Annotated in this window: 26 protein-coding genes; 10 read left to right on the top strand and 16 right to left on the bottom strand. The window is 71.6% G+C overall.

What is annotated here, in order from left to right:
- The first annotated feature begins 53 nt into the window (after positions 1 to 53).
- Positions 54 to 527 (top strand): hypothetical protein, encoded by a 474-nt coding sequence (locus ACWDGI_RS27450; protein WP_450763338.1) that lies wholly within the window; start codon positions 54 to 56, stop codon positions 525 to 527.
- A 47-nt stretch (positions 528 to 574) separates the two neighbouring features.
- Here the strand turns inward: ACWDGI_RS27450 and ACWDGI_RS27445 are convergent, their stop codons facing one another.
- From ACWDGI_RS27445 to fabG, 5 genes are all read right to left on the bottom strand, one after another.
- Entirely contained in the window at positions 575 to 1,078 is a 504-nt protein-coding gene (locus tag ACWDGI_RS27445; protein ID WP_450763336.1) for a hypothetical protein, read from the bottom strand.
- A gap of 119 nt (positions 1,079 to 1,197) precedes the next feature.
- Positions 1,198 to 1,884 (bottom strand): uracil-DNA glycosylase, encoded by a 687-nt coding sequence (ung, locus tag ACWDGI_RS27440; protein WP_450763761.1) that lies wholly within the window; start codon positions 1,882 to 1,884, stop codon positions 1,198 to 1,200.
- A gap of 92 nt (positions 1,885 to 1,976) precedes the next feature.
- Entirely contained in the window at positions 1,977 to 3,554 is a 1,578-nt protein-coding gene (locus ACWDGI_RS27435) for an ABC transporter substrate-binding protein (protein WP_450763334.1), read from the bottom strand.
- Between the two features lie 232 nt (positions 3,555 to 3,786).
- Positions 3,787 to 4,548 (bottom strand): SDR family oxidoreductase, encoded by a 762-nt coding sequence (locus ACWDGI_RS27430; protein WP_360493238.1) that lies wholly within the window; start codon positions 4,546 to 4,548, stop codon positions 3,787 to 3,789.
- A gap of 42 nt (positions 4,549 to 4,590) precedes the next feature.
- Entirely contained in the window at positions 4,591 to 5,352 is a 762-nt protein-coding gene (gene fabG, locus ACWDGI_RS27425; protein ID WP_450763332.1) for a 3-oxoacyl-ACP reductase FabG, read from the bottom strand.
- 582 nt (positions 5,353 to 5,934) lie between these two features.
- Between fabG and ACWDGI_RS27420 the strand changes: the two genes are divergently transcribed.
- Positions 5,935 to 6,384 carry a hypothetical protein gene (locus ACWDGI_RS27420; RefSeq protein WP_450763330.1) on the top strand — a complete coding sequence of 150 codons (450 nt, stop codon included), beginning with the start codon at positions 5,935 to 5,937 and terminating at the stop codon, positions 6,382 to 6,384.
- Between the two features lie 31 nt (positions 6,385 to 6,415).
- Here ACWDGI_RS27420 and ACWDGI_RS27415 read toward each other — a convergent pair whose 3' ends face one another.
- The 4 genes from ACWDGI_RS27415 to ACWDGI_RS27400 form a co-directional block, all read right to left on the bottom strand.
- A complete protein-coding gene (locus ACWDGI_RS27415; protein WP_450763328.1) occupies positions 6,416 to 6,865 on the bottom strand; it encodes a DUF3037 domain-containing protein in 450 nt (149 codons plus the stop codon).
- Complete coding sequence (locus ACWDGI_RS27410) at positions 6,862 to 7,638, bottom strand: HipA family kinase (RefSeq protein ID WP_450763326.1); 777 nt, start codon at positions 7,636 to 7,638, stop codon at positions 6,862 to 6,864. Before ACWDGI_RS27410 ends, ACWDGI_RS27415 begins: the two co-directional genes overlap by 4 nt.
- Positions 7,639 to 7,772: 134 nt before the next feature.
- Positions 7,773 to 9,395 carry a GMC family oxidoreductase gene (locus ACWDGI_RS27405; RefSeq protein WP_450763324.1) on the bottom strand — a complete coding sequence of 541 codons (1,623 nt, stop codon included), beginning with the start codon at positions 9,393 to 9,395 and terminating at the stop codon, positions 7,773 to 7,775.
- Between the two features lie 73 nt (positions 9,396 to 9,468).
- On the bottom strand, positions 9,469 to 10,905 hold the full coding sequence (locus ACWDGI_RS27400; RefSeq protein WP_450763322.1) for an aldehyde dehydrogenase: 1,437 nt from the start codon (positions 10,903 to 10,905) through the stop codon (positions 9,469 to 9,471).
- 304 nt (positions 10,906 to 11,209) lie between these two features.
- Between ACWDGI_RS27400 and ACWDGI_RS27395 the strand changes: the two genes are divergently transcribed.
- Positions 11,210 to 11,845: a TetR/AcrR family transcriptional regulator gene (locus tag ACWDGI_RS27395; RefSeq protein WP_450763320.1), complete on the top strand. Its 636-nt coding sequence runs from the start codon at positions 11,210 to 11,212 to the stop codon at positions 11,843 to 11,845.
- A 447-nt stretch (positions 11,846 to 12,292) separates the two neighbouring features.
- Positions 12,293 to 12,796 carry a Rieske (2Fe-2S) protein gene (locus tag ACWDGI_RS27390; RefSeq protein WP_450763318.1) on the top strand — a complete coding sequence of 168 codons (504 nt, stop codon included), beginning with the start codon at positions 12,293 to 12,295 and terminating at the stop codon, positions 12,794 to 12,796.
- Between the two features lie 8 nt (positions 12,797 to 12,804).
- Here the strand turns inward: ACWDGI_RS27390 and ACWDGI_RS27385 are convergent, their stop codons facing one another.
- Positions 12,805 to 13,449, bottom strand: a complete 645-nt coding sequence (locus ACWDGI_RS27385) for a cysteine hydrolase (RefSeq protein ID WP_450763316.1) — start codon at positions 13,447 to 13,449, stop codon at positions 12,805 to 12,807.
- A 76-nt stretch (positions 13,450 to 13,525) separates the two neighbouring features.
- Between ACWDGI_RS27385 and ACWDGI_RS27380 the strand changes: the two genes are divergently transcribed.
- A complete protein-coding gene (locus ACWDGI_RS27380; protein WP_450763314.1) occupies positions 13,526 to 13,990 on the top strand; it encodes a pyridoxamine 5'-phosphate oxidase family protein in 465 nt (154 codons plus the stop codon).
- A 12-nt stretch (positions 13,991 to 14,002) separates the two neighbouring features.
- Here the strand turns inward: ACWDGI_RS27380 and ACWDGI_RS27375 are convergent, their stop codons facing one another.
- The gene (locus ACWDGI_RS27375; protein ID WP_450763312.1) at positions 14,003 to 15,190 is read right to left on the bottom strand and encodes an MFS transporter; all 1,188 of its coding nucleotides are present in this window, start codon (positions 15,188 to 15,190) and stop codon (positions 14,003 to 14,005) included.
- 99 nt (positions 15,191 to 15,289) lie between these two features.
- On the opposite strand from ACWDGI_RS27375, the gene ACWDGI_RS27370 reads away from it, so the two are divergent.
- Positions 15,290 to 16,375 carry a DUF5937 family protein gene (locus ACWDGI_RS27370; RefSeq protein WP_450763310.1) on the top strand — a complete coding sequence of 362 codons (1,086 nt, stop codon included), beginning with the start codon at positions 15,290 to 15,292 and terminating at the stop codon, positions 16,373 to 16,375.
- A gap of 57 nt (positions 16,376 to 16,432) precedes the next feature.
- On the opposite strand, the gene ACWDGI_RS27365 is transcribed toward ACWDGI_RS27370, so the two are convergent.
- Together ACWDGI_RS27365 and ACWDGI_RS27360 are read right to left on the bottom strand one after the other, a co-directional pair.
- Complete coding sequence (locus ACWDGI_RS27365) at positions 16,433 to 17,335, bottom strand: LysR family transcriptional regulator (protein WP_450763308.1); 903 nt, start codon at positions 17,333 to 17,335, stop codon at positions 16,433 to 16,435.
- 147 nt (positions 17,336 to 17,482) lie between these two features.
- On the bottom strand, positions 17,483 to 18,817 hold the full coding sequence (locus ACWDGI_RS27360) for an aminotransferase class I/II-fold pyridoxal phosphate-dependent enzyme (RefSeq protein WP_450763306.1): 1,335 nt from the start codon (positions 18,815 to 18,817) through the stop codon (positions 17,483 to 17,485).
- A gap of 36 nt (positions 18,818 to 18,853) precedes the next feature.
- On the opposite strand from ACWDGI_RS27360, the gene ACWDGI_RS27355 reads away from it, so the two are divergent.
- Positions 18,854 to 19,552, top strand: coding sequence for a pyridoxamine 5'-phosphate oxidase family protein (locus tag ACWDGI_RS27355; protein WP_450763304.1), 699 nt, complete (start codon positions 18,854 to 18,856; stop codon positions 19,550 to 19,552).
- A 90-nt stretch (positions 19,553 to 19,642) separates the two neighbouring features.
- Here ACWDGI_RS27355 and ACWDGI_RS27350 read toward each other — a convergent pair whose 3' ends face one another.
- On the bottom strand, positions 19,643 to 20,614 hold the full coding sequence (locus ACWDGI_RS27350) for an EamA family transporter (protein WP_450763302.1): 972 nt from the start codon (positions 20,612 to 20,614) through the stop codon (positions 19,643 to 19,645).
- 52 nt (positions 20,615 to 20,666) lie between these two features.
- Complete coding sequence (locus tag ACWDGI_RS27345) at positions 20,667 to 21,242, bottom strand: Clp protease N-terminal domain-containing protein (protein ID WP_450763300.1); 576 nt, start codon at positions 21,240 to 21,242, stop codon at positions 20,667 to 20,669.
- A gap of 199 nt (positions 21,243 to 21,441) precedes the next feature.
- On the opposite strand from ACWDGI_RS27345, the gene ACWDGI_RS27340 reads away from it, so the two are divergent.
- Positions 21,442 to 21,636 (top strand): hypothetical protein, encoded by a 195-nt coding sequence (locus ACWDGI_RS27340; protein ID WP_450763298.1) that lies wholly within the window; start codon positions 21,442 to 21,444, stop codon positions 21,634 to 21,636.
- Between the two features lie 113 nt (positions 21,637 to 21,749).
- The gene (locus ACWDGI_RS27335) at positions 21,750 to 22,178 is read left to right on the top strand and encodes a type II toxin-antitoxin system Rv0910 family toxin (protein WP_450763296.1); all 429 of its coding nucleotides are present in this window, start codon (positions 21,750 to 21,752) and stop codon (positions 22,176 to 22,178) included.
- Positions 22,179 to 22,253: 75 nt separating this feature from the next.
- Here ACWDGI_RS27335 and ACWDGI_RS27330 read toward each other — a convergent pair whose 3' ends face one another.
- Positions 22,254 to 22,850: a PadR family transcriptional regulator gene (locus ACWDGI_RS27330; protein ID WP_450763294.1), complete on the bottom strand. Its 597-nt coding sequence runs from the start codon at positions 22,848 to 22,850 to the stop codon at positions 22,254 to 22,256.
- Between the two features lie 157 nt (positions 22,851 to 23,007).
- Here ACWDGI_RS27330 and argG point away from each other — a divergent pair, with 157 nt between their 5' ends.
- Entirely contained in the window at positions 23,008 to 24,456 is a 1,449-nt protein-coding gene (argG, locus tag ACWDGI_RS27325) for an argininosuccinate synthase (RefSeq protein WP_450763292.1), read from the top strand.
- Positions 24,457 to 24,458 lie beyond the last annotated feature (2 nt).

Genomic DNA, 24,458 nt, shown 5'->3' with positions numbered 1-24,458 from the left:
CAAACTCCTGTCGGCGGTGTCAACCTCCGCGCAGACCCAGCAGAGTTGCGCGGGTGCATCGAACGACCACCACCGCAGCGCTCCTGGTCACCGTGACCGTCTCGGCCCTCGCGGGCTGCGTGACGGTCCAGCGTCCGGCGGCGCCCGGCGCGCTGCCCGGCACGGCGCCCTCGCAGCCGTCGGTGCCCCGCCCGGACGGCACCGCCGAGCCCCGGGTGGTGCAGGCGCCGGTCAAGGAGGCCCTGGAGATGGTCGGCCCGTCCCGCCCGGCCCACCGGGCCACGCCGACGGCCGCCCACGCCCCGGCGCCCCCTCCCCCGGCCCACCACCGGACCCCCGGCCCGCGCGTCGCCGCCCCGCATCCCCACCCGCACCCGCAGCGGACCCGTGGCGCGGGGACCGACATCCCCGGTCTCTCCGGGTCCGTGCCGAAGGCCTCGGACGTGTGCGCCCTCGGCAGGCAGTACGGCGGCTGGCACACGGACAGCCCGGAGGCGCGGATCTGCGAGCAGACGTACGGGCGTTGAGGAGGCGCCGGCCATGGTGCGGTGAACGGCGACCGACCGGACCGTCGCTAGTTCGGCCGCTGCCGTGGTGGGCCCCAGGAGTCGCCGTCCGGCGTGTCGTCGTCCCCCAGCCGCAACTCCAGGCGGCTGATCGCGGCCCGCACCCCGTCGCCGTACCCGTCGTCGCCGAGGGCGGCGGCGGCCGCGCCGCGGGCCCGGCGCAGGTGGGTGCGGGCGGCTCCGGTGCGGCCGAGCTTGACGTAGTCGGCGGCGAGGTTCAGATGCAGCGAGGGGTAGAAGCCGCGCAGCCCCTCGGCTCCCTCCGCCTCGTCCGCCGCCGACAACGCCCTCAGATCCCAGGCGAGTTCGTCGGCCGGGTCGTCCTGGGTGTCGGCCAGATAGTGGGCCAGGGTGCAGCGGTGCAACGGCTCGCCGTGTTCGCCGAGCTCCGCCCACAGGTCGAGCAGGCGCCGGCGGGCCTCCTCACGGTCCCCGGCGTGGTGCAGCATCACGACCTGCCCGATCCGTGTGAGCACGGCATCGGGTGCCGTGCGCTCCTGTCGCTCCGCCACCACGTCCTCCGAGCTCTCCGCTGTCTCCGACGACGCTAACCGCCACCAGGGCCCCTCAGCGCCATCCGACCCACCCCGAACCCGACGTGTTCCCCCGCACCGGCCCCGGCCACGCGTGTTCAGCCCAGGTTCGGGATGCGCCAGTCGATCGGCTCGTGGCCCTGCGCCGCGACGGCCTCGTTGATCTGGGTGAAGGGGCGGGAGCCGAGGAACTTCTTCACCGAGAGCGGGGACGGGTGGGCGCCCTGGACCACCACGTGCCGGGTCTCGTCGATCAGGCGGAGCTTCTTCTGCGCGTAACCGCCCCAGAGGACGAAGACCGCAGGGTCGGGCCGCTCGGCGACCGCGCGGATCACCGCGTCCGTGAACTTCTCCCAGCCCTTGCCCTTGTGCGAGTTGGCCTCACCGGCACGGACCGTGAGCACCGCGTTGAGCAGCAGCACGCTCTGCTGGGCCCACGGCATCAGATAGCCGTTGTCCGGAGTCTCCTCCCAGCCCAGCTCCTCCTTCATCTCCTTGTAGATGTTCCGCAGGGACGGCGGGATCTTCACCCCCGGGCGGACCGAGAAGCACAGGCCATGGCCCTGGCCCTCGCCGTGGTACGGGTCCTGACCGAGGACGAACACCTTGACCTGGTCGAACGGCGTCGCCTCCAGCGCGGCGAAGACCTCCTCGCGCGGCGGGTAGACAGGGCCCTTCGCCCGCTCCTCCTCGACGAACTCGGTCAGCTCCTTGAAGTAGGGCTGCTGCAGTTCGTCGCCCAGAACCCCGCGCCAGGACTCGGGCAGCATGGCGATGTCGGTCACGTCAACGTCCTCACGATGTTCGGTCACTTGCAGTTCCTGCCGATGCCCAAGAACCTACAGGCGGCCACTGACAATCGCCCTCGCGCGCCGGTTCACCAGCTGGTCTTGCGGTGCAGCTCCCACATCATCATGATCGTCGACGGGTCGAGCGCCTGCTCGCCGCCGGAGATGTCGTCGCTGGCCGCGACGTACTGCCGCCCCTGCCACAGCGGGATCAGCCGGGCGTCGTTCACGAGGATCTGCTGGGCCTCCTCGAACTCCTTGACGACCTCGCCGCGGTCGCTCTCGGTGCGCGACTCGGGCAGCAGCCTGCCGGTGATCACGGGCGACGGGTACGGCGTCCCGAGGGCGTTCTGCTCGCCGACGAACGGGGCGATGAAGTTGTCCGCGTCGGGGAAGTCCGGGAACCAGCCGCGCCCGAACACCGGGTACTCGCCCTTCTGGTAGCCGACGACGTAGGTCTTCCAGGGACGGCTTCTGAGGGTGATGGTGAACAGCCCGGAGCCGTCCAGCTGTTGCTTGAGCTCCTGGAACATCCGGCCGGTCTCGGAGCCGTAGCGGTCGGTGGTGTACCAGAAGGTGAGCGGGATCCTCTGGGTGATGCCGGCGTCGGCGAGGATCTTGCGGGCCTTGGAGGTGCTGGGGTCGCCGTAGTCGTCGAAGAAGCCGGTGGTGTGGCCGGTCAGGCCCGCCGGGACCATGGAGTAGAGCGGGTCGACGGTGTCCTTGTAGACGGTGTGGGCGATCGCGGCGCGGTCGACGAGCTGGGCGACGGCCTTGCGCACGGCGGGCACCTTCGCCCAGGGGTCCTTGGGGTTGAACACCAGGTAGCTGATGTCGGTGCCGGTGCCGTCGACCAGTTGCAGGTCGGTGTCGGTGTGCGCCTCCAGGGCGACGATGTCGGCGGCGGCGAGGCCGCGGTAGGTGACGTCGATGTCCCCGGACCGCAGGGCCTTGACCATGGTGGCCGAGTCCTGGAAGTAGCGGATGGTCACCGCGTCGTTCTGCGGGTCGGCGAAGCCCTGGTAGCGGTCGTTGCGGACGAGTTCGGCCCGCTTGCCGTCGTCGTAGGACTTGAGGGTGTACGGCCCGGAGCCGTGCACCGAGTCGTCCTTGCGCAGCGACTTGGCGGGGTAGTCGTCGGGGTCGACGATCGACATGGCCGGGGTGGCGAGCACGAACGGGAAGGTGGCGTCGGCCTTGTCGAGGTGGAAGACCACCTCGCGGTCGCCGAGCGCCTGCACCCGGTCGAGGCTGCCGAGCAGTCCGGCGGGTCCGCTGGGCGCGTTGATGGTCCGGATCCGGTCGATGGAGTACTTGACGGCTTCGGCGTCGAGCGGGTCGCCGTCGGCGAACTTCAGGCCGGAGCGCAGTTCGCAGCGGTAGGTGCGGTTGCCGGAGTCCGTGAAGGCGCACTTCTCGGCGGCGTCGGGCTGCGGGGTGGTGGCGCCGTCGGGGTAGGCGAGCAGGGTCTGGTAGATGTTCCGGAACAGTTCCCAGGAGCCGTCCCAGGAACCGGCGGGGTCGAGGGTGCTGGGGGCACTGGTGGTCCCGACGACGATCGGCCCGCTGTCACCCGTACCGGTGCTGGAGAACACTCCACAGCCGGCCACCAGGGCTATGGACGCGACAGCGGCCACTCTTCGAAGGCCTCGGTTCCGGTTGAACACGCGCTCGCTCCTCGATCCGCCATACCAGGGGTCGGCGGCAGACCATACCGCAGCGTTGTCCTCGTTGAACCGCCCCGGAAACACGGGCGTTGATCGAATGTGCTATGACGACGTTGTCATTCAGCTGTGCGGATCCTGTACGGCGGTCCGGGCGTCGTTTCCGTCATTTCTGGAACGAAATGTCTGTGACGAAGACGACGCCCGGAGGGGGCCCGGACGACCCGTGGTGCCGTCAGGCCACGCCGGCGTTGAGGAAGATGCCGCCGTCGACGACGAGGGTCTGGCCGGTGACCCAGTCGGACTGTTCCGACGTCAGGAACGCGGCGGCGCCGCCGATGTCGGAGGGCACGCCGAGCCGCTGGAGCGGGTAGCCCGCCGCGGCCTCCGCCTCCCGGCCCTCGTAGAGAGCCTCCGCGAACTTGGTCTTGACGACCGCGGGGGCGATCGCGTTGACCCGGACGCCCGGCGCGAACTCGTGCGCCAGCTGCTGGGTCAGGTTGATCATCGCGGCCTTGCTGATGCCGTACGCGCCGATGAACGGCGAGGCCGAAAGACCGGCGACGGAGGCGATGTTGACGATGGCGCCGCCGTTCTCCTTCTGCCAGGCGTGCCAGGTCTTCTGGGCGAAGCCGAGGGCCGAGACCACGTTGGTCTCGAACACCTTGCGGGCCACGTCCAGGTCGACGTCCGCGATCGGGCCGAACACCGGGTTGGTGCCGGCGTTGTTGACCAGGAAGTCGACGCGGCCGAAGGCCTCCATGGTGCGGTCGACGACCTCGCTCTGGTGGGCCAGGTCGTGGGCCTTGCCGGCGATGCCGATGACGCGCTCGGAGCCCAGGCTCTCCACGGCCTCCTTGAGCGCGTCCTCGTTGCGGCCGGTGATGGCGACCCGGTCGCCTCGGGCGATCAGCGCCTCGGCGACGCCGTAGCCGATGCCGCGGCTGGCGCCGGTGATGATGGCGACCTTGCCGGAAAGCTCGGGCAGTTCAGTCATGTCCGTGATCCTCGATAGTCCCTGGAGAGTCCCTGCCGCCCGCTAGTCCAGCGGTCCGCCGGCCACGTACAGCACCTGGCCGGAGACGAACCCGGCCGCCTCGTTCGTGAAGAAGGCGATGGCGTTGGCGATGTCCTCGGGCTCGCCGACGCGCTGTACCGGGATCTGGGTGGCGGCGGCGGCCTTGAACTCCTCGAAGCCCATCTTCACGCGCTCGGCGGTGGCCTTGGTCATCTCGGTGGCGATGAAGCCGGGGGCGACGGCGTTGGCGGTGATGCCGAACTTGCCGAGCTCGATGGCGAGGGTCTTGGTGAAGCCCTGCAGACCGGCCTTGGCGGCGGAGTAGTTGGCCTGGCCGCGGTTGCCGAGCGCCGAGGAGGAGGACAGGTTGACGACCCGGCCCCAGCCGGCCTCGACCATGTGCTGCTGGACGGCCTTGGTCATCAGGAAGGAGCCGCGCAGGTGCACGTTCAGGACCGTGTCCCAGTCGGACACGGACATCTTGAACAGCAGGTTGTCGCGGAGCACGCCGGCGTTGTTGACCAGGATGGTCGGGGCGCCCAGCTCCTCGACGACCCGGGTGATCGCGGCGGCGACCTGGGCCTCGTCGGAGACGTCGGCGCCGACCGCGATCGCCTTGCCGCCGGCCGCGGTGATCTTCTCCACGGTGTCCTTGCAGGCGGCCTCGTCGAGGTCGATCACGGCGACCGCGCGGCCCTCGGCGGCCAGTCGTACGGCGGTGGCGGCGCCGATCCCGCGTGCGGCACCGGTGACGACCGCGACCCGCTGCTCTGTGGTGGACATTCCTGTGTCTCCTCGCCCTTGAGAGAACCTGATCGAGTGAGCCCGCTCACGGAGCCCGCCCTGCGGTGAGCGACCGCTTAGTACCTTCAGTAGACGTGACGCTAGAAGCCCTGGCACGCGGTGTCAACGTCACACCCCACCCAGGCCCTCCGCGGCGTCGCCTCGCGCCGCCCCCGGCATCATGACCTGCGGCTCCAGGATGACGCGTGCGGGTGAATTACGTGCGCCGCTCCGGCACAAAGGGCAATAACGCGCAGAGAGCCCCACTGCCAGGAGAAGCCCATGCCCCCCGGTCGGCCACCCAAGCGCACCGCACGCACCGCCCATGCGACGCCTCGGGGCCGGTGGGGTCGCCACTGGAAAGGCATCTCGGCCCTGCTTTCCGCGATTGTCGTCGCGAGTCTGAGCCCATTCGCCGTGGAAGCGATCCGCGGAAGCACCAGAGCAATCTGGGACGGCACCGAGGCTCCGTTCTCGTGGACGACACAGGTGAACGCGCCGGAAGACGCACCGTGCGACAGAGCCGTCGTCATCCCCGATGCCCTGGCTTCCTTACCACCGTGGAGCGATTGGGACGCCTGGGTGAGACGCGAGGGCGGTGTCCACGCGTACAGAGTCGTCATCCGGGTCGCCCTCCAGGGGAAAACCACGGACAGCGTCGTACTCCACGCGCTTCGGGTGGGAGTGGACTCGAGAAGCACGCCCAGAGGGGCCGTGTACAACCCCGATGGCGGATGCGGAGGACTGCCGGCGAGATATTTCGGAGTGGATCTCGACGACCGAAATCTGACGGTGGAGACGAAGGCAGGCCAGGACGGCACTCCTGCCGTCAAGTTTCCCTACGTGATCTCGTCGACCGAACCCGAAGTTTTCCTGGTCTCCGCCGAGACCGCTAAATGTGACTGCGAATTTCATCTGGACCTCGACTGGACCAGCGGAGACCACGAGGGGACTGCCCGGATCTATGACGGGAAGAATCGGTTCCGTGTCGTCGGGCCGGAGAATCTCCCGACGCACAACCGGTGGGGCTGAGACCTGCCCCTCAGGTCACGGGTGTGATCCATCACCTCACCAGGAGGTCCAGCAAGCGCTCGGTCTCGGCCGCCGCGTCAAGGGTGAGTCCGGTGTGTACGGGCCCGGGCTGCACGACCGTCGAGCGGGGCGCCACGAGCCAGCGGAAGCGCCGACCCGGGTCGTCGGCCGCCGCGTGCCCGGCCGCCTCCCCGCCCGCGCAGACGGCCTCGACGGCCCCGAGCGCGGCCCGTACCCCGGCGAGGTCCGCGTCCGGGTCCAGGGCCAGCAGCCGGGCCTCGTCGAGATGGGTGCGGGCGCCGACGTAGGCCTTGGCCCGGCAGTAGACGATCACGCCCGCGTTGATGCACTCGCCGCGCTCCACGCGGGGTACCACACGCAGCAGGGCGTACTCGAAGACATCCCGGTCGCCGCCCTGGCCGGACCGGGTGATGTGGCGCTCGACCACATGTCCGGCGACGTGGATGTGGGTCTGGCTCACTTTGCTCCCTGGGTGCGGGGCTCGACGCCGGTGATGCGCTCATGGATGACGGCGGCCCGGGCGAGCAGCGGCCGGGCGTAGGTCCGCCGCAGGTCGTCGGGGGTGTCGAAGCCGGGTTCGTCGGCCAGCCAGACGTCGGGGATCTCGGCGGTGACCTCGGCGAGCAGGTCCTCGGTGACCCGGGGCGCCAACTCGGCGGCGGCGGCCCGGACATCGGGGGCGAAGCCGCTCAACGCGTGGTCGGCGGCGTCGTAGGCGCGGGCGGCGGAGGCCTCGGCTGCGGGCCAGTTGTGCTGCCAGATCATGGTGGCGCCGTGGTCGATGAGCCACAGGTCGCCGCGGTGCACCAGCAGGTTGGGGTTGCGCCAGGAGCGGTCGACGTTGTTGATCAGCGCGTCGAACCAGACGATCCGCCCGGCCTCCTCGGGGCTCACCGCGAAGGCGAGCGGGTCGAAGCCGAGGGCGCCGGACAGGAAGTCCATGCCGAGGTTGGTGCCGCCGCTCCCCCGCAGCAGGTCCTGCACCTGCTGCTCGGGTTCGCCGAGCCCCAGCACCGGGTCCAGTTCGACGGTGACCAGACGGGGCATCCGGAACCCGAGCCGACGGGCGAGTTCACCGCAGACGACCTCGGCGACCAGTGTCTTCCGGCCCTGCCCCGCGCCGGTGAACTTCATGACGTACGTCCCGAAGTCGTCGGCCTCGACGAGCCCCGGCAGTGAGCCACCCTCACGCAAGGGCGTGACATAGCGGGTCGCGATGACCTCTCTCAGCACTGTCCCAGGCCACCCGTCTCTTCGACTTCGCGATCCGCGGCCGGCTTCGGTGCGCCCCTGGGCCCCGGCCTCCGGTATGAAGTGAGCATAGTAACCGAGGGTGACCGCAGGAGACCGCCTGGGAAAAGAGTCGGTCAGCCCTGACCGGGGCGCCACGCCCCGATCAGATCGGCCGCCTTCTCGGCGATCATGATCGTGGGTGCGTTGGTGTTTCCGCTGACGACGGTCGGCATGACCGAGGCGTCGACCACACGGAGTCCCTCGACTCCGTGGACCTCCAGGTCAGGGTTGACGACGGCATCGTCTCCGGTTCCCATGGCACAGGTGCCCACCGGGTGGTACGACGTGGCACTCCACCTGCGGACGTACTCTTCCAGAGCCGCGTCGTCCATGCCGTCCAGGCGGTCCGGGCCGTCACCGGCCGGCAGGTACGACCGCGCCAGGTGTACGGCGAACGGTGCGCGGTGGGCGATGTCCATGACGGCTCTGAGTCCGGCGACCATCACCGACATGTCCGCGGGTTCGTCGAAGTACCGGGGATCGATCAGCGGCGGGGCCTGCGGATCGGCCGACGCGAGACGGACGGTGCCACGGGTCCGTGGGTTCAGGGGGCAGCAGTTCATCGTGAACACCGGCCGGTCGGGTACTTCCGCACCGCTGAGAATGAGCGCGGTGGCCCCGCCCACCAGCTGGACGTCGGGACGGCCGGTGCCGTCCGCGACGTCGAGGAACGCGCCGACCTCACCGTAGTTGGAGGCGAACGGCCCGTCGCCGTGGGCGCGCCAGCGTTCCAGGTTGTCCGGGGTGAGCAGGTCCCGGACGATGTCGGTGGAGTTCCGGGTCTCCCACACGACGGGAGCCATCAAATGGTCCTGCAGGTTCCGCCCGACCCCCGGCAGGGGGACCCGGACGTCTATCCCCACGTCGCGCAGCTCGCCGGGATCGCCCATGCCCGACAGGAGCAACAGCTGGGGCGAGTTGACGGATCCGCCGCAGAGCAGGATCTCACTGTCGGCCCGGGCCACCCGCTCCTGTCCGTCCAGGAGATAGGTGACGGCGGCCGCGCGTGATCCGTCGAGTGCGATCTTCGTTGCCGTGGCTCCGGTGCGTACCGTGAGCTGGGGTCGCTCGATGGCCGGGCGCAGATAGGCGTCGGCCGCGGACCATCGTCGGCCGTGATGGCATGTCACCTGGTACAGGCCGGCGCCGGCCGGGGACGCGCCCGCGAAGTCGTCGTTGGGGTCCAGTCCCCACTCCACGGCGGCATCCAGCCAGGACCGGGAGAGTTCGTGGGTGTAGACACGGTCCTCGACGTACAGGGGCCCGTCGGCACCGTGGTAGGGCGCACCGAGGCGGCGGTTCGACTCGGACCTGACGAAATACGGCAGGACGTCGTCGTAGCCCCAGCCCTTCGCACCGTGCTCGTCGCGCCAGCCGTCGTAGTCGTGCCGGTTGCCCCGGGTATAGATCATGACGTTGGTGGATGACGAGCCGCCCAGTGTCCTTCCCCGGGGCCAGGAGAACGCGCGGCCCGGCTGGGGCTGTTCGACCGTCCGGTAGCTCCAGTCGGCATGCGATCCGAAGAGCATCCCGAGCGCGGCCGGAATGTGGATGAGTTCGTCGGTGTCGGGGCCGCCCGCCTCGAGGAGCAGCACGCGGACGCGGTCGTCGCGGCTGAGGCGCTCCGCGAGCACACAACCCGCGCTGCCTGCGCCCACGATGACGTAGTCGAATCCTTCGGTTCCGGTGGAAGTCATGCCGGCTCCCTCGTCCGGCGAACGGCCGTCACCCGGAGTCGCCCGAGCCGGGCGACGGATGCCGTCCGTCGCATCAGGGGTGGTAGATCGACTGGACCTGCTGGTACGCCTGGAGCCCCTCGGGCCCCAGTTCGGTACCGAGTCCGCTGGCCTTCCTGCCCCCGTAGGGGGAGGTGAGGTCGGGCAGATAGCCGTTGAGCCCGACGGTGCCGGTCCGGATCCGGCGGGCCACCTGGGCACCGTGCTCCAGGTCCGTGGTCCAGACGGTGCCGGCGAGGCCGTAGACCGACTCGTTCGCCAGGCGCACCGCCTCGTCCTCGCCGTCGTAGGGCGTGATCGTGAGGACCGGGCCGAAGATCTCTTCCTGTGCGATGGTCGATGTGTTGTCGACGTCGGCGAACACGGTGGGTTCGACGAACCAGCCCCGGTCGAGGCCGGGCGGCCGGCCCCCTCCGGTGGTGAGCCGGGCCCCCTCGTTGAGGCCGGTCTTGATGTAACCCAGCACGCGTTCGCGCTGGCGCCGGCTGACCAGCGGGCCGATCTGGGTCTCGGGGTCGAGCGCGTCACCGACGACGGCGTCACGGGCCAGCGCCGTACAGAACTCGACCACTTCCCGGTACCTGCCGCGGGGGGCCAGGATCCTGGAACTCGCATAACAGGTCTGCCCGTTGTTCAGCAGACCGGCCATGAAGAACTGCTCCGCGTGCGCGGCGAGGTCGGCGTCGTCCAGCACGACGGCGGCGGACCTGCCGCCCAGTTCCAGGGTGACCGGCCGCAGCAACTCCGCGCACACGGCGGCCACTTGGCGCCCCGCCCGGGTGGATCCGGTGAACGACACCTTGTCGACGTCAGGGTGGGAGACCAGATACGCGCCGATGTCACGGCCGCCCGGGACGATGTTGATCACACCGTCGGGGATGGCCGCCTCCTCGACCGCCTCGGCCAGCAGCACCGAGTCGAGGACGGTCTCCGGCGCCGGCTTGAGGACGAGCACGCAGCCGGCCGCCAGAGCCGGGGCGATCTTGAAGAAGGCGATGGTCTGAGGGAAGTTCCAGGTCATGATGGCGGCTACGACACCCGCGGGTTCCCGGCGGACCAGGGTGGTGCCACGGGGCAGTCCGGTCCGCAGTTCCTCGGACGGCATGCTGTCGGCCAGAGCCGCGTAATAGCGCAGCAGGGCTGACGGCACCACGCCTTCGAAGGACCGGGCGATCGTGATCGGCATGCCGTTCTGCGCGCTGACGACGTCGGACGTCGCCGTGTTCCTGGCTTCGAGCGCGGCAGCGAGACGGATCATGGCGGCCGCGCGGCGTTCCGTGCCCCAGGAGGCCCAGCCGGTCGGTGCGTCGAACGCGGCGCGAGCGGCGCCGACCGCCCGGTCGATGTCGGCCCGGGAACCCTCCGGTACGGCGCCGAGGTGGTCGCCGGTGCTCGCGGACACGACATCGATGACACGGTCGCCGGACGGGGGCACCCAGCGTCCGCCGATGAACAGATGTGTGGGATCCATGGTGGACTCTCCCCACGGCATGGCCCAGGGACCACAGCACGCCGTGGTGTTCGGTACGTGGAGGACCAGCGGGCACCAGGGTGCTCAGCACGGGACGCAGGCCGCCGCCGGTCATGACCTTCCTGTGCGGCGGCCCGGCATGTCGAACCTGCCGGCCGGCCGCATCTGCGACGCCCCTTGCGGCTGGTATCGGTCTCGCGAGGAGCGCTTTCCTGGTTCACGACTGAATAAATGCGACGTTACACCCATCTGGGGTAATACACCACCAGATGGGTAGAACATGGGCGAAACGAGGTGGCGCGTCATGAGGACATACGGCGGGGCAACGGCGGAACAGCGCGCATCGCTCCGCCGACGGCGCCTGATGGAGAGCGGTCTCGAACTCTTCTCCAGCCAGGGGTACGCCCACACGTCGATCAGTGCGGTACTGCGCCACGCCGGACTGAAGGACAGGTACTTCACGGAGAGCTTCTCCTCCCTCGACGACCTCATGGCAGCGCTCGTCAGGGACATCTACGAGGAGCAGATCACCCGATGCGCCGCGGCGATCGACGCGGACCAGCCGTTGCGCGACCGGGCTCGGGGGGTGATCGACGTCGTCGTGGGGCTGCCTCTGCAGGACCCGCGGAAAGGGCGCGTCAAACTCGCGGAGTCGCTGGGCGCCGGTCCGCTCACGGCACACGAACGACGTCTGGGCCTGCAGCGCATGAGCGGCCTCGTGGACTCCCTCCTGAGGGAGGGGATCCACGATCCACGGATCGACACCGCCCCCCTGTCCGTGGCCGTCGTGGGCGCGGTCGGCGAGATGCTGCTGAGCTGGTTCAACGGGGTCCTGGACATCTCGAGGGAGGAACTGGTGGATCAGGGCCTTCTCCTCTTCGATGCCCTCACCGAGCACGCCTCGACGACATCACCGAGACCGGGCACGCCGTCGCCCTGACGACGGCGCGGGAGCCACCTCCGTGTCTGACGGCGAAAGGGAGGCGTCGCATCCCCCCGTCGGATCGTCATCGCCCAACCGGCGTAAGAGAATCGGGGACTGACGTCACCGCATGTGAGCAACTGGCCGAAACCGGTGCGGCGGGCGGTCGTGCTCGGTGCCGGGCGGAGCGCCGCCGAGACGATGGACCACCTCAGATGGTGGCCGGCACCCATCTGCCGCGGGCCGCCCCGTACGCGGCGTCTGACGCACCCTCGGGGCGACACGGTCCCTCTCGTCCTGAATCGGGCGCCGGCCCGCGCACGCCGACAGGGAACCGACAGCGCTCTTTCACCGGGCGCTCATGTCCGGGTGGTCACTATCGGGGATGCCGTCTGAACAGGCGCGGCCCGAAGACCGTACCCCTGGACGGATCAACGAGAAGCTCCGCGGAAGGGAACCCCTCACATGACCAGCGCATCGTTCAACCCCTCGGCCAAACCGGCCCGCCGTACGATCGTGGCGGCGGCCGGAGCGGCGGGGCTCGCCGCCGCGCTGACCGCCTGCGGGTCGTCCGACGACTCGTCGGGCTCGACGACCAACAGCAACGCGGGCGGCGGCTCCACCACCCAGGACAGCAACGGCTCGGGCGGCTCGACCGACACCTCCACGGCGGCGGCCGGTGGCGCCGCGCTCGCCAAGACCACGGACATACCCGAGGGCGGCGGCACGATCTACAAGGACCAGGCCGTGGTCGTGACCCAGCCGACGTCGGGCACCTACAAGGCGTTCTCGACGAAGTGCCCGCACGCCGGCTGCGCGGTGTCCAGCGTGGCCGACGGCGCGATCGTGTGCCCGTGCCACGGCAGCCAGTTCGCCATCGCCGACGGCAGCGTGAAGAAGGGCCCGGCGACGACGGGTCTGACGGCCGCGAACATCACCGTCTCCGGTGACCAGATCACGCTGGCCTGACCCTCGGCTCAGGGCCGCCCGCGTGGGTTCTTGAGGCAGCCCAGCACCTCGTCGGTGGTCGCGACCGTGGCGACCAGCGCGAGGGTGTTGCGGACCATCGCGGGGGTGTACTCGGAGGGCACTCCCGCGATGGCGTCGGCCGGGACGACGGCCGTGTAGCCCCGGTTCACCGCGTCGAACACGGCGTTGGGGACGGCCACGTTGGCCGAGACCCCGGTGACGATCAGGGTGCGGCAGCCGAGGTTGCGCAGCAGCGGGTCGACGTCGGTCCCCTGGATCGGCGACAGGCCGTGCAGCCGCCGTACCACCAGGTCCTCCTCCGAGACCTCGATGGGGGGCGCCACGCGGACCGCCGCGGTGCCGGAGAGCTGCTGGACGGGCAGCCGCTCGGCGGCCCGGAACAGGCGGGCGTTGCGGTTCGCGCCCCGGCCGTCGGGGCGGCGTTCGGCGAGCGCGTGGATCACCTGGACGCCGGTGTCGTGCGCGGCGGCGACCAGCCGGGCGATGTTGGCGAGGGCGCCCGACGCCCGGGCCTCGTGGGCGAGTTCGGGCAGCGCGCTCTGCGGGCCGACCACGCCCTGCTGGCACTCCACGGTGAGCAGGACGGTGCTCACGGGATCGATGAGCTCCGCGAGCCGTTCGTACGACGGCATGACGCCCCCTTCCGCCTTGGTGCGGGGCGGGCGAGACTAACCAGCATTCCGCGGGAACGGAAGAAGAGGGGGCCGCATGACCGACACGCAGCGCCGGGGCCGGAAGATCATGATGACGCCCGGTGAGCTGGACGAGTTCCTCACCACACAGCGCACCTGCCGGGTGGCGACCGTGTCGGCGTCCGGCGCCCCGCATGTGAGCGCCCTGTGGTTCGCCTGGGACGGCAAGTCGCTGTGGCTGTACTCGGTGGTGCGCAGTCAGCGCTGGAAGGACCTGAGCCGCGACCCGCGGGTGGCGGTCGTGGTCGACTCCGGTGAGGAGTACGACCAGCTGCGCGGCGTGGAGCTGAGAGGGACCGTCGAGTTCGTGGGCGAGGTGCCGCGCACCGGTGAGCTGGTGGCCGAACTCGACTACGTCGAGACGCTGTTCGCCCGCAAGAACTTCGGCCTGGACGAGATGCCGCACGACGGCCGGCACGCCTGGGCCCGGCTGACCCCGGCGAAGATCGCCTCCTGGGACTTCCGCAAGCTGGGGAGCTGAGGAACTTCGCGCCTACTCGGTGGCGACGGCCGCGGCGGACAGCAGGGTGGCCGCGGCCAGAGTGCCCCAGAGGGCGGCCGGCCCGCGCGCCGCGAGCGTGGTGATGACCGCCGGGGAGACCGCGAGGCCGAACCCGGTGGAGAGCTGGAAGCGGGCCAGGGCCCGGCCCAGGACATGGGCCGGGGCGAGATGGGTCACGAGCGCGGTCGCGCTGCCGGCGTAGCCGATCTCGCCGAGGGTGCAGACCACGGACACCGCGGCGAGGGCCAGGGCGCCCCACCCGGTTCCCGCCCCGGCGACCGCGAGGAAGCCGAGGTAGGACGCGGTGAGCACCAGTCCGGCCAGGGCGAGCGCGGCCCGCCGGGAGAACCGGGACATCAGGACGGTGACCGGTACCTGCAGGACGACCACCAGCACCGTGTTGGCCACGAAGATCACGGCCGACCACACCGGGGACGCGTGCAGCTGCGTCACCAGGACCAGCGGGAGCGCGACTTCGGGCACGTTGAGGCAGAAGACGTAGACCACGTTGGCGATCAGCAGCGCACGCATCCGGGGTGCGGGCCGGCCGTCCCCGTCCTCGGCCGGGGCGGCGGCCGGCCGCGCACGGATGCGGACCGACCAGGCCAGGGCCGCGGCCACGCAGTAGGTGAGCCCGGTGCCGGCCGCCAGTACCCGGAACGCGGTGCCGCCGCCCGCCAGGCAGGCGGTGGCGACGAGGGCGCCGACGCCCAGACCGGCGTTGCGCAGGGCGCGGCCGGCCGCCAGGGCCGCGTCGCGGTCCCTGCCGTGCGCGACCGTGGCCACGAGGGCGGCGTGGGCGGCCGGCCAGGCCTGGTTGCCGATGCCGAGGAAGAGCGACGCCGCCACGAACAAGGAGACGTGTCCCGCCGGGGCCGCCAGCAGCAGGGCCACGCCCACCACCCGCACCAGCATCGACGCCGCCACGGCCGAGCTCCGGGCGCCCCGGTCCAGCCGGCGGCCCACCACGGGCATGCACGCCAGGCCCGCGACGATGCCGACGGTCATGGCCGCGCCGGTGACCGGCGCGGACAGCCGGAGCACCGTCACTCCGTAGAGCAGCAGGAAGGGCCGCAGCAGGCCGGTGCCGAGCGCGTCCACGGCGAGGGCGAAGGCATAGCGGGGGCCTCCCGAGTCCCGGACGAGGGTGCGGGGCCGGATGCCGGTGGTGGTGGTCATGGCGCCCAAGTTGCGGTCGCCCGTCCTGCGGGGCACGCGGGTTGACGGATACCGTCAACCCGCGTCGGCGTCCGCCGTCCGGCCGGGGATGATGACCGGATGACGCTTCGCATCGACATCAGCGGGCCGCCGGCCGAGCGGCTGCGGTTCGCCGCCTCGCCGCTGGCCGAGCTGACCGCGATGCTGCATGTGCTGGCCGAACCCGGGCACCATCCGCAGCTGGCCGGCTGGGCCGCGGACGTCTGGGCCGGGCTGCGGCCGGAGCTGGCCGAGCGGCTCCGGGAGGCGGGCTTCCTCTGGCGGTCCTCACAGGCCGACTTCCTGGTTCCGGCGCGGCCCCGGCCGACCCTCGCCGAGGAGCTGGACGACGTGGACCGGATCGACGACGAACGGTATGTGACCGCCGCGCTCGTCACCACGTGCGGCAGCAGCCGGGTGCACTTCGCCGCCCGGTCGCCGCTCGCCGACCCGGCCGCGCGCCGGCGTGCCCTGGATCTGGCCCAGGCGCGCGGCGCGTCCCAGGAGGCCTTCGCGGAACGGCTGCTGGCGGATCCGGCCGCGGTGCGGGCCCGGTTGCGCGACACCCTCGAACAATGTGCCGAAGCGTTCTTCGACGCCGCCTGGACGGGTAGCGCGGTGCGGCTCGCCGCGGATCTGCGGCTGAAGAACGACGTGCTGAAACGCCAGGGCGTCGGCGCGGCGCTCGCCTCGGTCTCCGGGGCGGTCACCCTGGCACCGGACGGCGACTGCATCATCGTGGACAAGCTGCAGGACAAGTCGACCACGGCCCATGGCACCGGGGTCACCTTCATCCCGACGGTCTTCGGCCGCCCGCACCTGGTGGCGGTCCACACCCCCGGCTGGCAGCCGGTGGTGCAGTACCCCGTGGCCGAGCCGGGCCCGGCGGAGCCGGTGCCGCTGGAGACGGTCACGCTACGGCTGGAGGCACTCGCGCATCCGGTACGGCTGCGGCTGCTGCGCACGCTGGCCCGAGGCCCGCACACCACCCGCGAACTGGCCCACGCCTGGGAACTCTCGCCCCCCGAGGTCTCCCGTCACCTCGCCGTCCTGCGCCGCGCCGGCCTGCTCACGACCCGGCGCCACGGCCGGTACGTCCGCTACACGCTCAGCCTGCCCGACCTGACGGCACTGGGCACCGACCTGCTGGCGGCCGTACTGCGCTGAACGGCCGAGGGCCGCCCCGGACGACCGGCAGGCGCTCGGCGGGGGGGGGGGGGTGGTTCAGGAGATCGTCTCGGCGGCGCCCCGCAGGGCCTGTACCGCCGCCCGGATCGAGGGGCGGCGGTCGGCGTCGGCCCGCCAGACGACGTACACGTGGCGGCGCACCCGCTGCTTCAGCGGCACCGTCAGGATGCCCTCGGGCACCGGGTGGCGGCCCAGCAGCGGGGCGATGCAGACCCCCAACCCGGCGGCCACCAGGTTGAGTTGGGTGTGGGTCTCGGCCGCGCGGTGCCCGATGAGCGGCTCGATGCCGCGGGAGCGGAGCGTGAACATCAGCCACTCGTGGCAGAACTCGCCCTCGCCCCAGGTGATCCACTCGTCGTCGGTGAACTCCCCCAGGTCCACCTCGTCCCGCCCGGCCAGCCGGTGCCCGACCGGCAGGGCCACCTCGGCGGGGTCGTCCATCAGCGGCGCCTTGACCAGCCCGTCGGGCAGCGGCATCGGCTTGTTGTACCAGTCCAGGACGACGGCGAGGTCGAGGTCGCCGCGCACCACCCCGGCGACGCCGATCTCCGGTTCGAGTTCGCTGGAACGGACGCGCAGCGCCGGGTGCTCGGCGCGCAGGGCGGCCAGTGCGGTCGGGAACAGGCCACGGGCGGCCGTCGGGAACGCCGCCACCCTGAGCTCGCCGACGACCTGACCGCGGTGCGCCTCCAGGTCGGACTGGGCCAGTTCCACCTGGGAGAGGATCCGGGTCGCGTGCTCGGCGAGCAGCCGGCCGGCGTCGGTGAGCCGCACCCCCCGGCCGTTCCTGGCGAGCAGCTGCTGGTCCACCTCCCGCTCCAGCTTGCCCATCTGCTGCGACACCGCCGACGTGGTGACATGCAGGGCCTCGGCGGCCCCGCTCACCGAGCCGTACCGGGCGAGGGCGTCAAGGGTGCGCAGGCGCTCCAGGTTCAACATGTAAGCGATCCTAAGAGGTGCCGTCCGGGAAGCCGCGATTGTGCTACGACGTCGACACCGGGACCTGCACCGAGACCGGCACCGAGACCGGCACCGCCACCGCCACCACCTGCACCGCGACCTCGCCGCCGTGAGGGAGAGGCTCGCCTAGGCCTGGATGCGCCCCCTCGCCGGTGTGACCGCCGCCGCCACGGCCGCCGCCAGCGGACCGGTCTCCTCGGAGGTCAGTGTCGAGACCGTGATCCGGATGCCGGGCGGGGAGGCCAGGCGGTACACCGCCCCCGGGGACACCGCCCATCCTTCGTGGAGCAGACGGGACACCGCGCCCGTCTCGTCCGGGACCGGGACCCACACGTTCATGCCGCTGCGGCCGTGGGCCTCGATGCCGTGGTCCGCGAGCGCGTCGACGAGCAGCTCGCGGCGAGCCCGGTAGGCCGCCGCGATCTCCGGGCCGTGCACCGCGCCGTCCGCCCGCATCCGGACCACCGTGCGCTGGAGCAGGTGGCTCACCCAGCCCGGTCCCAGCCGCTGCCGGCCCCGCACCCGGTCGACGGTGACCTCGTCGCCGGTCATGACGGCCAGCCGCAGGTCCGGGCCGTAGGCCTTGGCGACCGAGCGGACGAAGGCCCAGTGCCTGGTGGCGCCCACCAGAGGATGCAGCGGGAGGTCGACGATGCCGTGGCCGTGGTCGTCCTCGATCAGCAGGGTGTGCGGGTGGTCGCGCAGCACGGCGCGCAGCGCACGCGCGCGTGCGGCGCTCACCGCGGCGCCGGTGGGGTTGTGCGCCCGGGCGGTGACGATCAGGGCGCGCGCCCCGGACTCCAGTGCCCGGCGCAGGCTGTCGGCGCGCGGCCCGTCGTCGTCGACGGCCACCGGGGCGGTGCGCAGCCCCAGCGCGGGGACGAGATCGAGGGTGCGGCCCCAGCCGGGGTCCTCGACGGCGACCGGGTCGCCCGGCCTGAGGTGTGCCAGCAGGACCCGTTCGACGGCGTCGAGGGAGCCGGAGGTGACGGTGAGCGGCCCGTCGGGCACTCCGTCGGCGGCGAGTTCGGCGCGCGAGATCCGCTCCAGCTCCGGCTCGACGGGGTCGGCGCCGTAGAGGACCGGGGCGCGGTCGCGCTCGTCGGCCGCCATCGCCGCCAGGGCCGGGGCGAGGGCGGGGAGCAGCGCGGGGTCGGGGTTGCCGGAGGACAGGTCGCGTACGCCGGCCGGGACGTCGACCCGGATCTGGTCCCGTCCGGTGGTGGCCGGTTTGGACCGGACACGGCTGCCCCGCCGGCCGGCGGTCTCGATGACCCCGCGCTCACGCAGGGTGCGGTAGGCGGCCGCGACCGTATTGGGGTTCACCCCGAGCCGGGCCGCCAGCTCCCGCATCGGCGGCAGCAGTCGGCCCGGTTCCAGCTCGCCCGCACCGACCGCGCGTTCGACGCTGGCGGCGATCTCCGCTGCGCCCCGGCCTTCGATCCGATATTCTCCTAGCACAAAGCAGATTATGCACTAGTGCAATGGAGATGCGCAATGGAGACCGCCGAGCCCGCCGTGCAGGGGACCGTACCGACGCAGCCCGCCGCCTACACCCCGTCCGACCGCACCGTCCCCACACGCTCCGCCGAGCGGGCGTCGTACGACAAGGACGTGGTGCACTCGATCCTCGACGAGGGGTACGTCTGCCACCTCGGTTTCGTGCGCGACGACGCGCCGGTGGTGCTGCCGACGCTGTTCGCCCGGGTCGGCGAGGTCCTGTACCTGCACGGCTCGACGGGCTCGCGCCCGCTGCGGATGACCGGCCAGGCCGACCCCGGGCTCCCGGTGTGCGTGACGGTGACCCATGTCGACGGCCTGGTGCTGGCCCGCTCCGCCTTCCACCACTCGATCAACTACCGCTCGGTCGTGGTGCACGGCGTCGCCCACCAGGTCACCGACCCCGAGGAGAAGCGGCTCGCGCTGGACGCCCTGGTCGACCATGTGGTCCCGGGCCGCTCGGCCGACTCCCGGCCGGCGGACAAGAAGGAACTGGCCGCGACGGCGGTGATCCGCCTGGACCTGACCGAGGTCTCGGCCAAGACCCGCACGGGGGGCGCCCACGACGAGCCCGAGGACCTGGACCTGCCGTACTGGGCGGGCGTGGTGCCGCTGCGGAAGGGCTACGGCACTCCGATCGCCAACGACGACCTGGCGGCGGACGTCCCGGTGCCGTCGTACGTGAAGCACGCCTGACGCACGCTCCGGCGAGGGCCGACGCGCCCCTTCCTCGGGGGCGCGGGGCCCCGGCGTTGCAAGCTCCCGCCGCACCCGCCGACGGGCGGGTCACCCCGCGGACGTCGGGGCGACCCGCCCCTCCACCGCGCTCCGGTCCACCACCGACTCCTTCGCCGGAGCCGACGACTGCGCGATGAACGCGCCCAGCAGCACGACGGCCCCGCCCAGCATCTGCGGCGCCGCCAGCCGCTCCCCCAGCAGCACCCAGGCCAGCACGGTCGCCACGACCGCCTCGAGACAGGCCACCACGCCGGCGACCTGCGGAGACAGCCGTCGTACCGACACCACACCGGTGACGTAGGCGACGACCGTCGCGACCAGCACGATCCACACCAGCAGGGCGGCCGCGGGCACCGTCGTCCCGTTCATCCGCGCGGAGCCGGCCAGTACCGACCAGTCCATCGCCCACGGCCGTGCCACCACCGTCAGCACCCCGGCCCCCACCAGCAGCCCGTACGCGATGACCCCCAGGGGATCCACGCCGTCTCCGCCGCCGTGATCGGCGAGCACGAAGTACCCCACCTGGCAGCACGCCGCCGCCAGGGCCAGCGTCAGCCCCAGCGCGTCGAAACTCAGCCCCGCCCACACCTCCACGACACACGCGAGGCCGCCGGCCGCGAGGACGACACCGAGCGCGGCGGCACGGGTGACCGGCCGGCGCTGGACGAAGCGGACCCAGCCGAGCACCAGCGCGGGGGCGAGGTACTCCACGAGCAGCGCCACTCCCACGGGTATGCGGGAGATCGCGGCGAAGTAGCAGGCCTGGACACCCGCGACGGCGAGCAGGCCGAACCCGGCGAGCAGCGCGGGCCGGCGGCGCGGCAGGTCACGGTGGCGGACGGCGAGCGGCAGCATCACCAGGGCGGCACCCGCGACCCGCAGCCACACCACGTGCAGCGGGTCGAGCCCGGCCTCGATCAGCGGCTTGGCCGCGACGCCGGAGCCGCCGAAGGCGAGCGCCGATCCGAGGGCGAGGGTGAGCCCGAGACCCCTGCCATGACCGCTGTCAGTGATACGCACCGGCACATGATGCCAGGGGACGACATGAGCGTCACGCCCTTTGACCCCTGTCTCAACGGCTGGACGTGCGGCTTTCCGCCTCGGCGTCCCACACTCCGCCGTTCCCGTCGACCCGCACGGCCAGGGCACGGACGGGCACACCGGCCCGCTCCAGCACCTCCACGGCCCGGGACTCCGGGTCCACCACCAGGCCGGCCAGCAGATCGGTGCCGTCGGCCTGGTCCGCGGTGCGGCGCCGGGCGCGGCTGCGGGCGTACTCCAGGGCGGCCGCGGCCACCGGCGACCAGGCCCCGTCACCCTTCGCCCCGGGTTGCGGAACGGCCGGCAGCGCGCCGGAGTCCTCGATCCCGCTCTGCCAGCGCAGGCCGTAGCCGATGCTGCGCTGCACGAGGTAGCCGAGCAGCCTGGCGAGTTGCGGGGCGTCGCCGATGACGGCGCGGACCTCGGGGTCGTACTCGATCAGCGAGTGCAGCAGATGTGCGGTGTCGACCTGCCGGTCCCCGTCCCGTACCGCCCTCCGGCGGGCACCGGCGACCACCGCTGCCAGCTCGGCGCCGAGCCCGGCATCGTCGTCCGCGTGGATGCCGCCCTGGTCCTGGTCGGGCTGGCGGGGAATACGGGGTTGCACATCCCCTACCTCATCAACCGCAAGCGCTTGAGTCATCGCCGAGGGGAAGCATCTTCGCGTCCCACGCAGAGTGGACGGCGACGGCCGGAATCTCCTCCTTACGGATGAGATCAGGCCGATTCCCCCGCAGGGGCGCGCGCCGTTGTACCGTGCGCCCCGTACGCAACCGCCGCGCACCGGGCGCACGTCTCTCTTCGTCGTGGAGAGCGGGTGCGGTTGCTGGCTGGTCGCGCTGCCTGCGGTCGACGGCAGGCAGTACGTGTACCGGGTGTACGCGCCCGAGGACGCGCTGCCCGCGGACCTGTTCTGGGCCGCGTGGCACTGCCACGACGAAAGCGCGTTCCCGCGGGCCTGGGACCGGTTCGACGCGGCGGAGATACGGCGGGTGGGCTGAGTTCCGGGCGCGGCCGGTATCCGCACACTTCCTGACGGTTCATCAGTATTGAATGTTCACGGCCCTGCGGCTACGTTCCGCGACACCGTAGCCCGACACGAAGGGGTGGTCGCATGGCCGAAGTCAGCGCGGAGGCACGCATCCAGGCACCGGCCGAGAAGGTGTGGGCGCAGCTCACCGACTGGCCGGCGTACGGGGAGTGGAACGCGACCCACACCAGCTTCCCCAAGGGCGGCCCGGAGAACCTGGCGGTGGGCGGCACCTTCCAGGAGAACATGAAGCTGATGGGCTTCCCGGCGGAGGTCGAGTGGACCATCGAGGAGCTGGAGCCGGCGCGGGTGCTGGCGATCCGCGGCAAGGGCCCGATGGCGGTGACCGTCGCGACCCGCTACACGCTGACCCCGGAGGGGGACGCGACCGGGGTGCGGATCGACGGCGAGTTCACGGGCGCGGCGGTGTCACTGATGGCGGGCAAGCTCAAGGACTCGGCGACGGCGGCCCTGAACGAGTCGCTGCGCAAGCTGGGCGGACTGGTGGCCTGACCCCCGCCCGGAGAGGACGCGAGGGCGCCCCGCGGATCACTCCACGGGGCGCCCTGTTCGCCGTGACCACGGGGGTCAGTCCTCGTCGGCGAGGATGAGGTACAGCTTCTTGCGGGTCTCGTTGATGACGGCCAGCGCCTTCTCGCGCTGCTCCTTGGTGCCGGTCTTCCAGACCTGCCCGAAGGCCTCCATCAGACCGAACCCGGCCTGCCGGATCTCACCGAGGGCTTCGAAGTCGACCCCGCGGGAGGCCTCTTCCCAGGGAGCTTCCGGGCCCTCGTCGGCGGCCGTACGGCCGCTGTCGGTGAGGGAGAACAGCTTCTTGCCGCCCTCGCTCTCGCTGGTGATCAGGCCCTCGTCCTCCAGCAGCTGGAGGGTGGGGTAGACCGAGCCGGGGCTGGGCTTCCACGCGCCGCCGCTGCGCTCGGCGATCTCCTGGATCATCTCGTAGCCGTGCATCGGGCGGTCCTTCAGCAGGGCCAGGATCGAGGCCCGGACGTCACCGCGCCGCGCCCTGCCCCTGGGACCTCCACGCCCTCGCGGCCCCCAGTGCCCCGGACCGAAGCCGGGGCCGCCGGGGCCGAAGCCGGGGCCACCCGGGCCGAAGGGCCCGAACGCCGCGCGGCGTTCCTGTCGCTGTCCATGTCCACGCTCGTGTCCGTGGGAACGCATGGCAATCACTCCATTCCATCGTTGATCTGTCGCGTATCGTTCGCGATGCCTCAACGATATATCGGGAGCGTTCGGATGACAACCCTCTTCCAGCTACCCCCCCTCGGCCGCGAGCTGCGGCGTTGCATGACCATGCGTTGTGATGCATACTCTTCCTATGTCCAAGGTCCTCACCTCCCTTCCCGCCGGCGAGCGCGTCGGCATCGCCTTCTCCGGCGGGCTCGACACCTCCGTCGCGGTCGCGTGGATGCGCGACAAGGGCGCCGTCCCGTGCACCTACACCGCCGACATCGGCCAGTACGACGAGCCCGACATCGCCTCGGTGCCCGGCCGCGCACACACCTACGGTGCCGAGATCGCGCGCCTGGTCGACTGCCGGGCCGCGCTGGTCGAGGAGGGCCTGGCCGCGTTGACCTGCGGCGCGTTCCACATCCGCTCGGGCGGGCGGGCGTACTTCAACACCACCCCGCTGGGCCGCGCCGTGACCGGCACCCTGCTGGTGCGGGCCATGCTGGAGGACGACGTCCAGATCTGGGGCGACGGCTCGACCTTCAAGGGCAACGACATCGAGCGGTTCTACCGGTACGGCCTGCTCGCCAACCCGCACCTGCGGATCTACAAGCCCTGGCTGGACGCGGACTTCGTCACCGAACTCGGCGGCCGCAAGGAGATGTCCGAGTGGCTGCTCGCGCACGGGCTGCCGTACCGGGACAGCACCGAGAAGGCGTACTCCACGGACGCCAACATCTGGGGCGCCACGCACGAGGCGAAGACCCTGGAGCACCTGGACAACGGCATCGAGACCGTCGACCCGATCATGGGCGTGCGGTTCTGGGACCCCGAGGTCGAGATCCTCCCCGAGGACGTGACGATCGGCTTCGACCAGGGCCGTCCCGTGACGGTCAACGGCAAGGAGTTCGGGACCGCCGTCGAGCTGGTCATGGAGGCCAACGCCATCGGCGGCCGGCACGGGCTCGGCATGTCCGACCAGATCGAGAACCGGATCATCGAGGCCAAGAGCCGCGGGATCTACGAGGCGCCGGGCATGGCGCTGCTGCACGCCGCGTACGAGCGGCTGGTCAACGCGATCCACAACGAGGACACGGTCGCCCAGTACCACAACGAGGGGCGGCGGCTCGGCCGGCTGATGTACGAGGGCCGGTGGCTGGACCCGCAGGCGCTGATGATCCGCGAGTCCCTGCAGCGGTGGGTCGGCGCGGCCGTCACCGGTGAGGTGACGCTGCGGCTGCGGCGCGGCGAGGACTACTCGATCCTCGACACCACGGGGCCGGCGTTCAGCTACCACCCCGACAAGCTGTCGATGGAGCGCACCGAGGACGCGGCGTTCGGTCCGGTGGACCGGATCGGCCAGCTCACCATGCGCAACCTCGACATCGCCGACTCCCGCGCGAAGCTTGAGCAGTACGCGGGCCTCGGCCTGATCGGCTCCGCCAACCCCGCGATCGGTGCGGCGCAGGCAGCGGCGACGGGCCTGATCGGCAGCATGCCGGAGGGCGGCGCCGAGGCGATCGCGTCCCGCGGGGAGGCCGCGGCCGACGCCGACGAACTCCTGGACCGGGCGGCCATGGAAATGGGCACGGACTGAGC

The sequence above is a fragment of the Streptomyces sp. NPDC001220 genome, from assembly GCF_053597895.1.
This window is presented reverse-complemented; position numbering and strand designations above follow the sequence as displayed.

Excerpts from the sequence above, each read along its gene's own strand:
- ACWDGI_RS27430 (WP_360493238.1), bottom strand. The coding sequence starts at position 4,548 with ATGACTGAACTGCCCGAGCTTTCCGGCAAGGTCGCCATCATCACCGGC.
- fabG (WP_450763332.1), bottom strand. The coding sequence starts at position 5,352 with ATGTCCACCACAGAGCAGCGGGTCGCGGTCGTCACCGGTGCCGCACGC.
- ACWDGI_RS27405 (WP_450763324.1), bottom strand. The coding sequence starts at position 9,395 with ATGACTTCCACCGGAACCGAAGGATTCGACTACGTCATCGTGGGCGCA.
- ACWDGI_RS27400 (WP_450763322.1), bottom strand. The coding sequence starts at position 10,905 with ATGGATCCCACACATCTGTTCATCGGCGGACGCTGGGTGCCCCCGTCC.
- ACWDGI_RS27395 (WP_450763320.1), top strand. The coding sequence starts at position 11,210 with ATGAGGACATACGGCGGGGCAACGGCGGAACAGCGCGCATCGCTCCGC.
- ACWDGI_RS27390 (WP_450763318.1), top strand. The coding sequence starts at position 12,293 with ATGACCAGCGCATCGTTCAACCCCTCGGCCAAACCGGCCCGCCGTACG.
- ACWDGI_RS27385 (WP_450763316.1), bottom strand. The coding sequence starts at position 13,449 with ATGCCGTCGTACGAACGGCTCGCGGAGCTCATCGATCCCGTGAGCACC.
- ACWDGI_RS27380 (WP_450763314.1), top strand. The coding sequence starts at position 13,526 with ATGACCGACACGCAGCGCCGGGGCCGGAAGATCATGATGACGCCCGGT.
- ACWDGI_RS27375 (WP_450763312.1), bottom strand. The coding sequence starts at position 15,190 with ATGACCACCACCACCGGCATCCGGCCCCGCACCCTCGTCCGGGACTCG.
- ACWDGI_RS27370 (WP_450763310.1), top strand. The coding sequence starts at position 15,290 with ATGACGCTTCGCATCGACATCAGCGGGCCGCCGGCCGAGCGGCTGCGG.
- ACWDGI_RS27365 (WP_450763308.1), bottom strand. The coding sequence starts at position 17,335 with ATGTTGAACCTGGAGCGCCTGCGCACCCTTGACGCCCTCGCCCGGTAC.
- ACWDGI_RS27355 (WP_450763304.1), top strand. The coding sequence starts at position 18,854 with ATGGAGACCGCCGAGCCCGCCGTGCAGGGGACCGTACCGACGCAGCCC.
- ACWDGI_RS27335 (WP_450763296.1), top strand. The coding sequence starts at position 21,750 with ATGGCCGAAGTCAGCGCGGAGGCACGCATCCAGGCACCGGCCGAGAAG.
- ACWDGI_RS27330 (WP_450763294.1), bottom strand. The coding sequence starts at position 22,850 with ATGCGTTCCCACGGACACGAGCGTGGACATGGACAGCGACAGGAACGC.
- argG (WP_450763292.1), top strand. The coding sequence starts at position 23,008 with ATGTCCAAGGTCCTCACCTCCCTTCCCGCCGGCGAGCGCGTCGGCATC.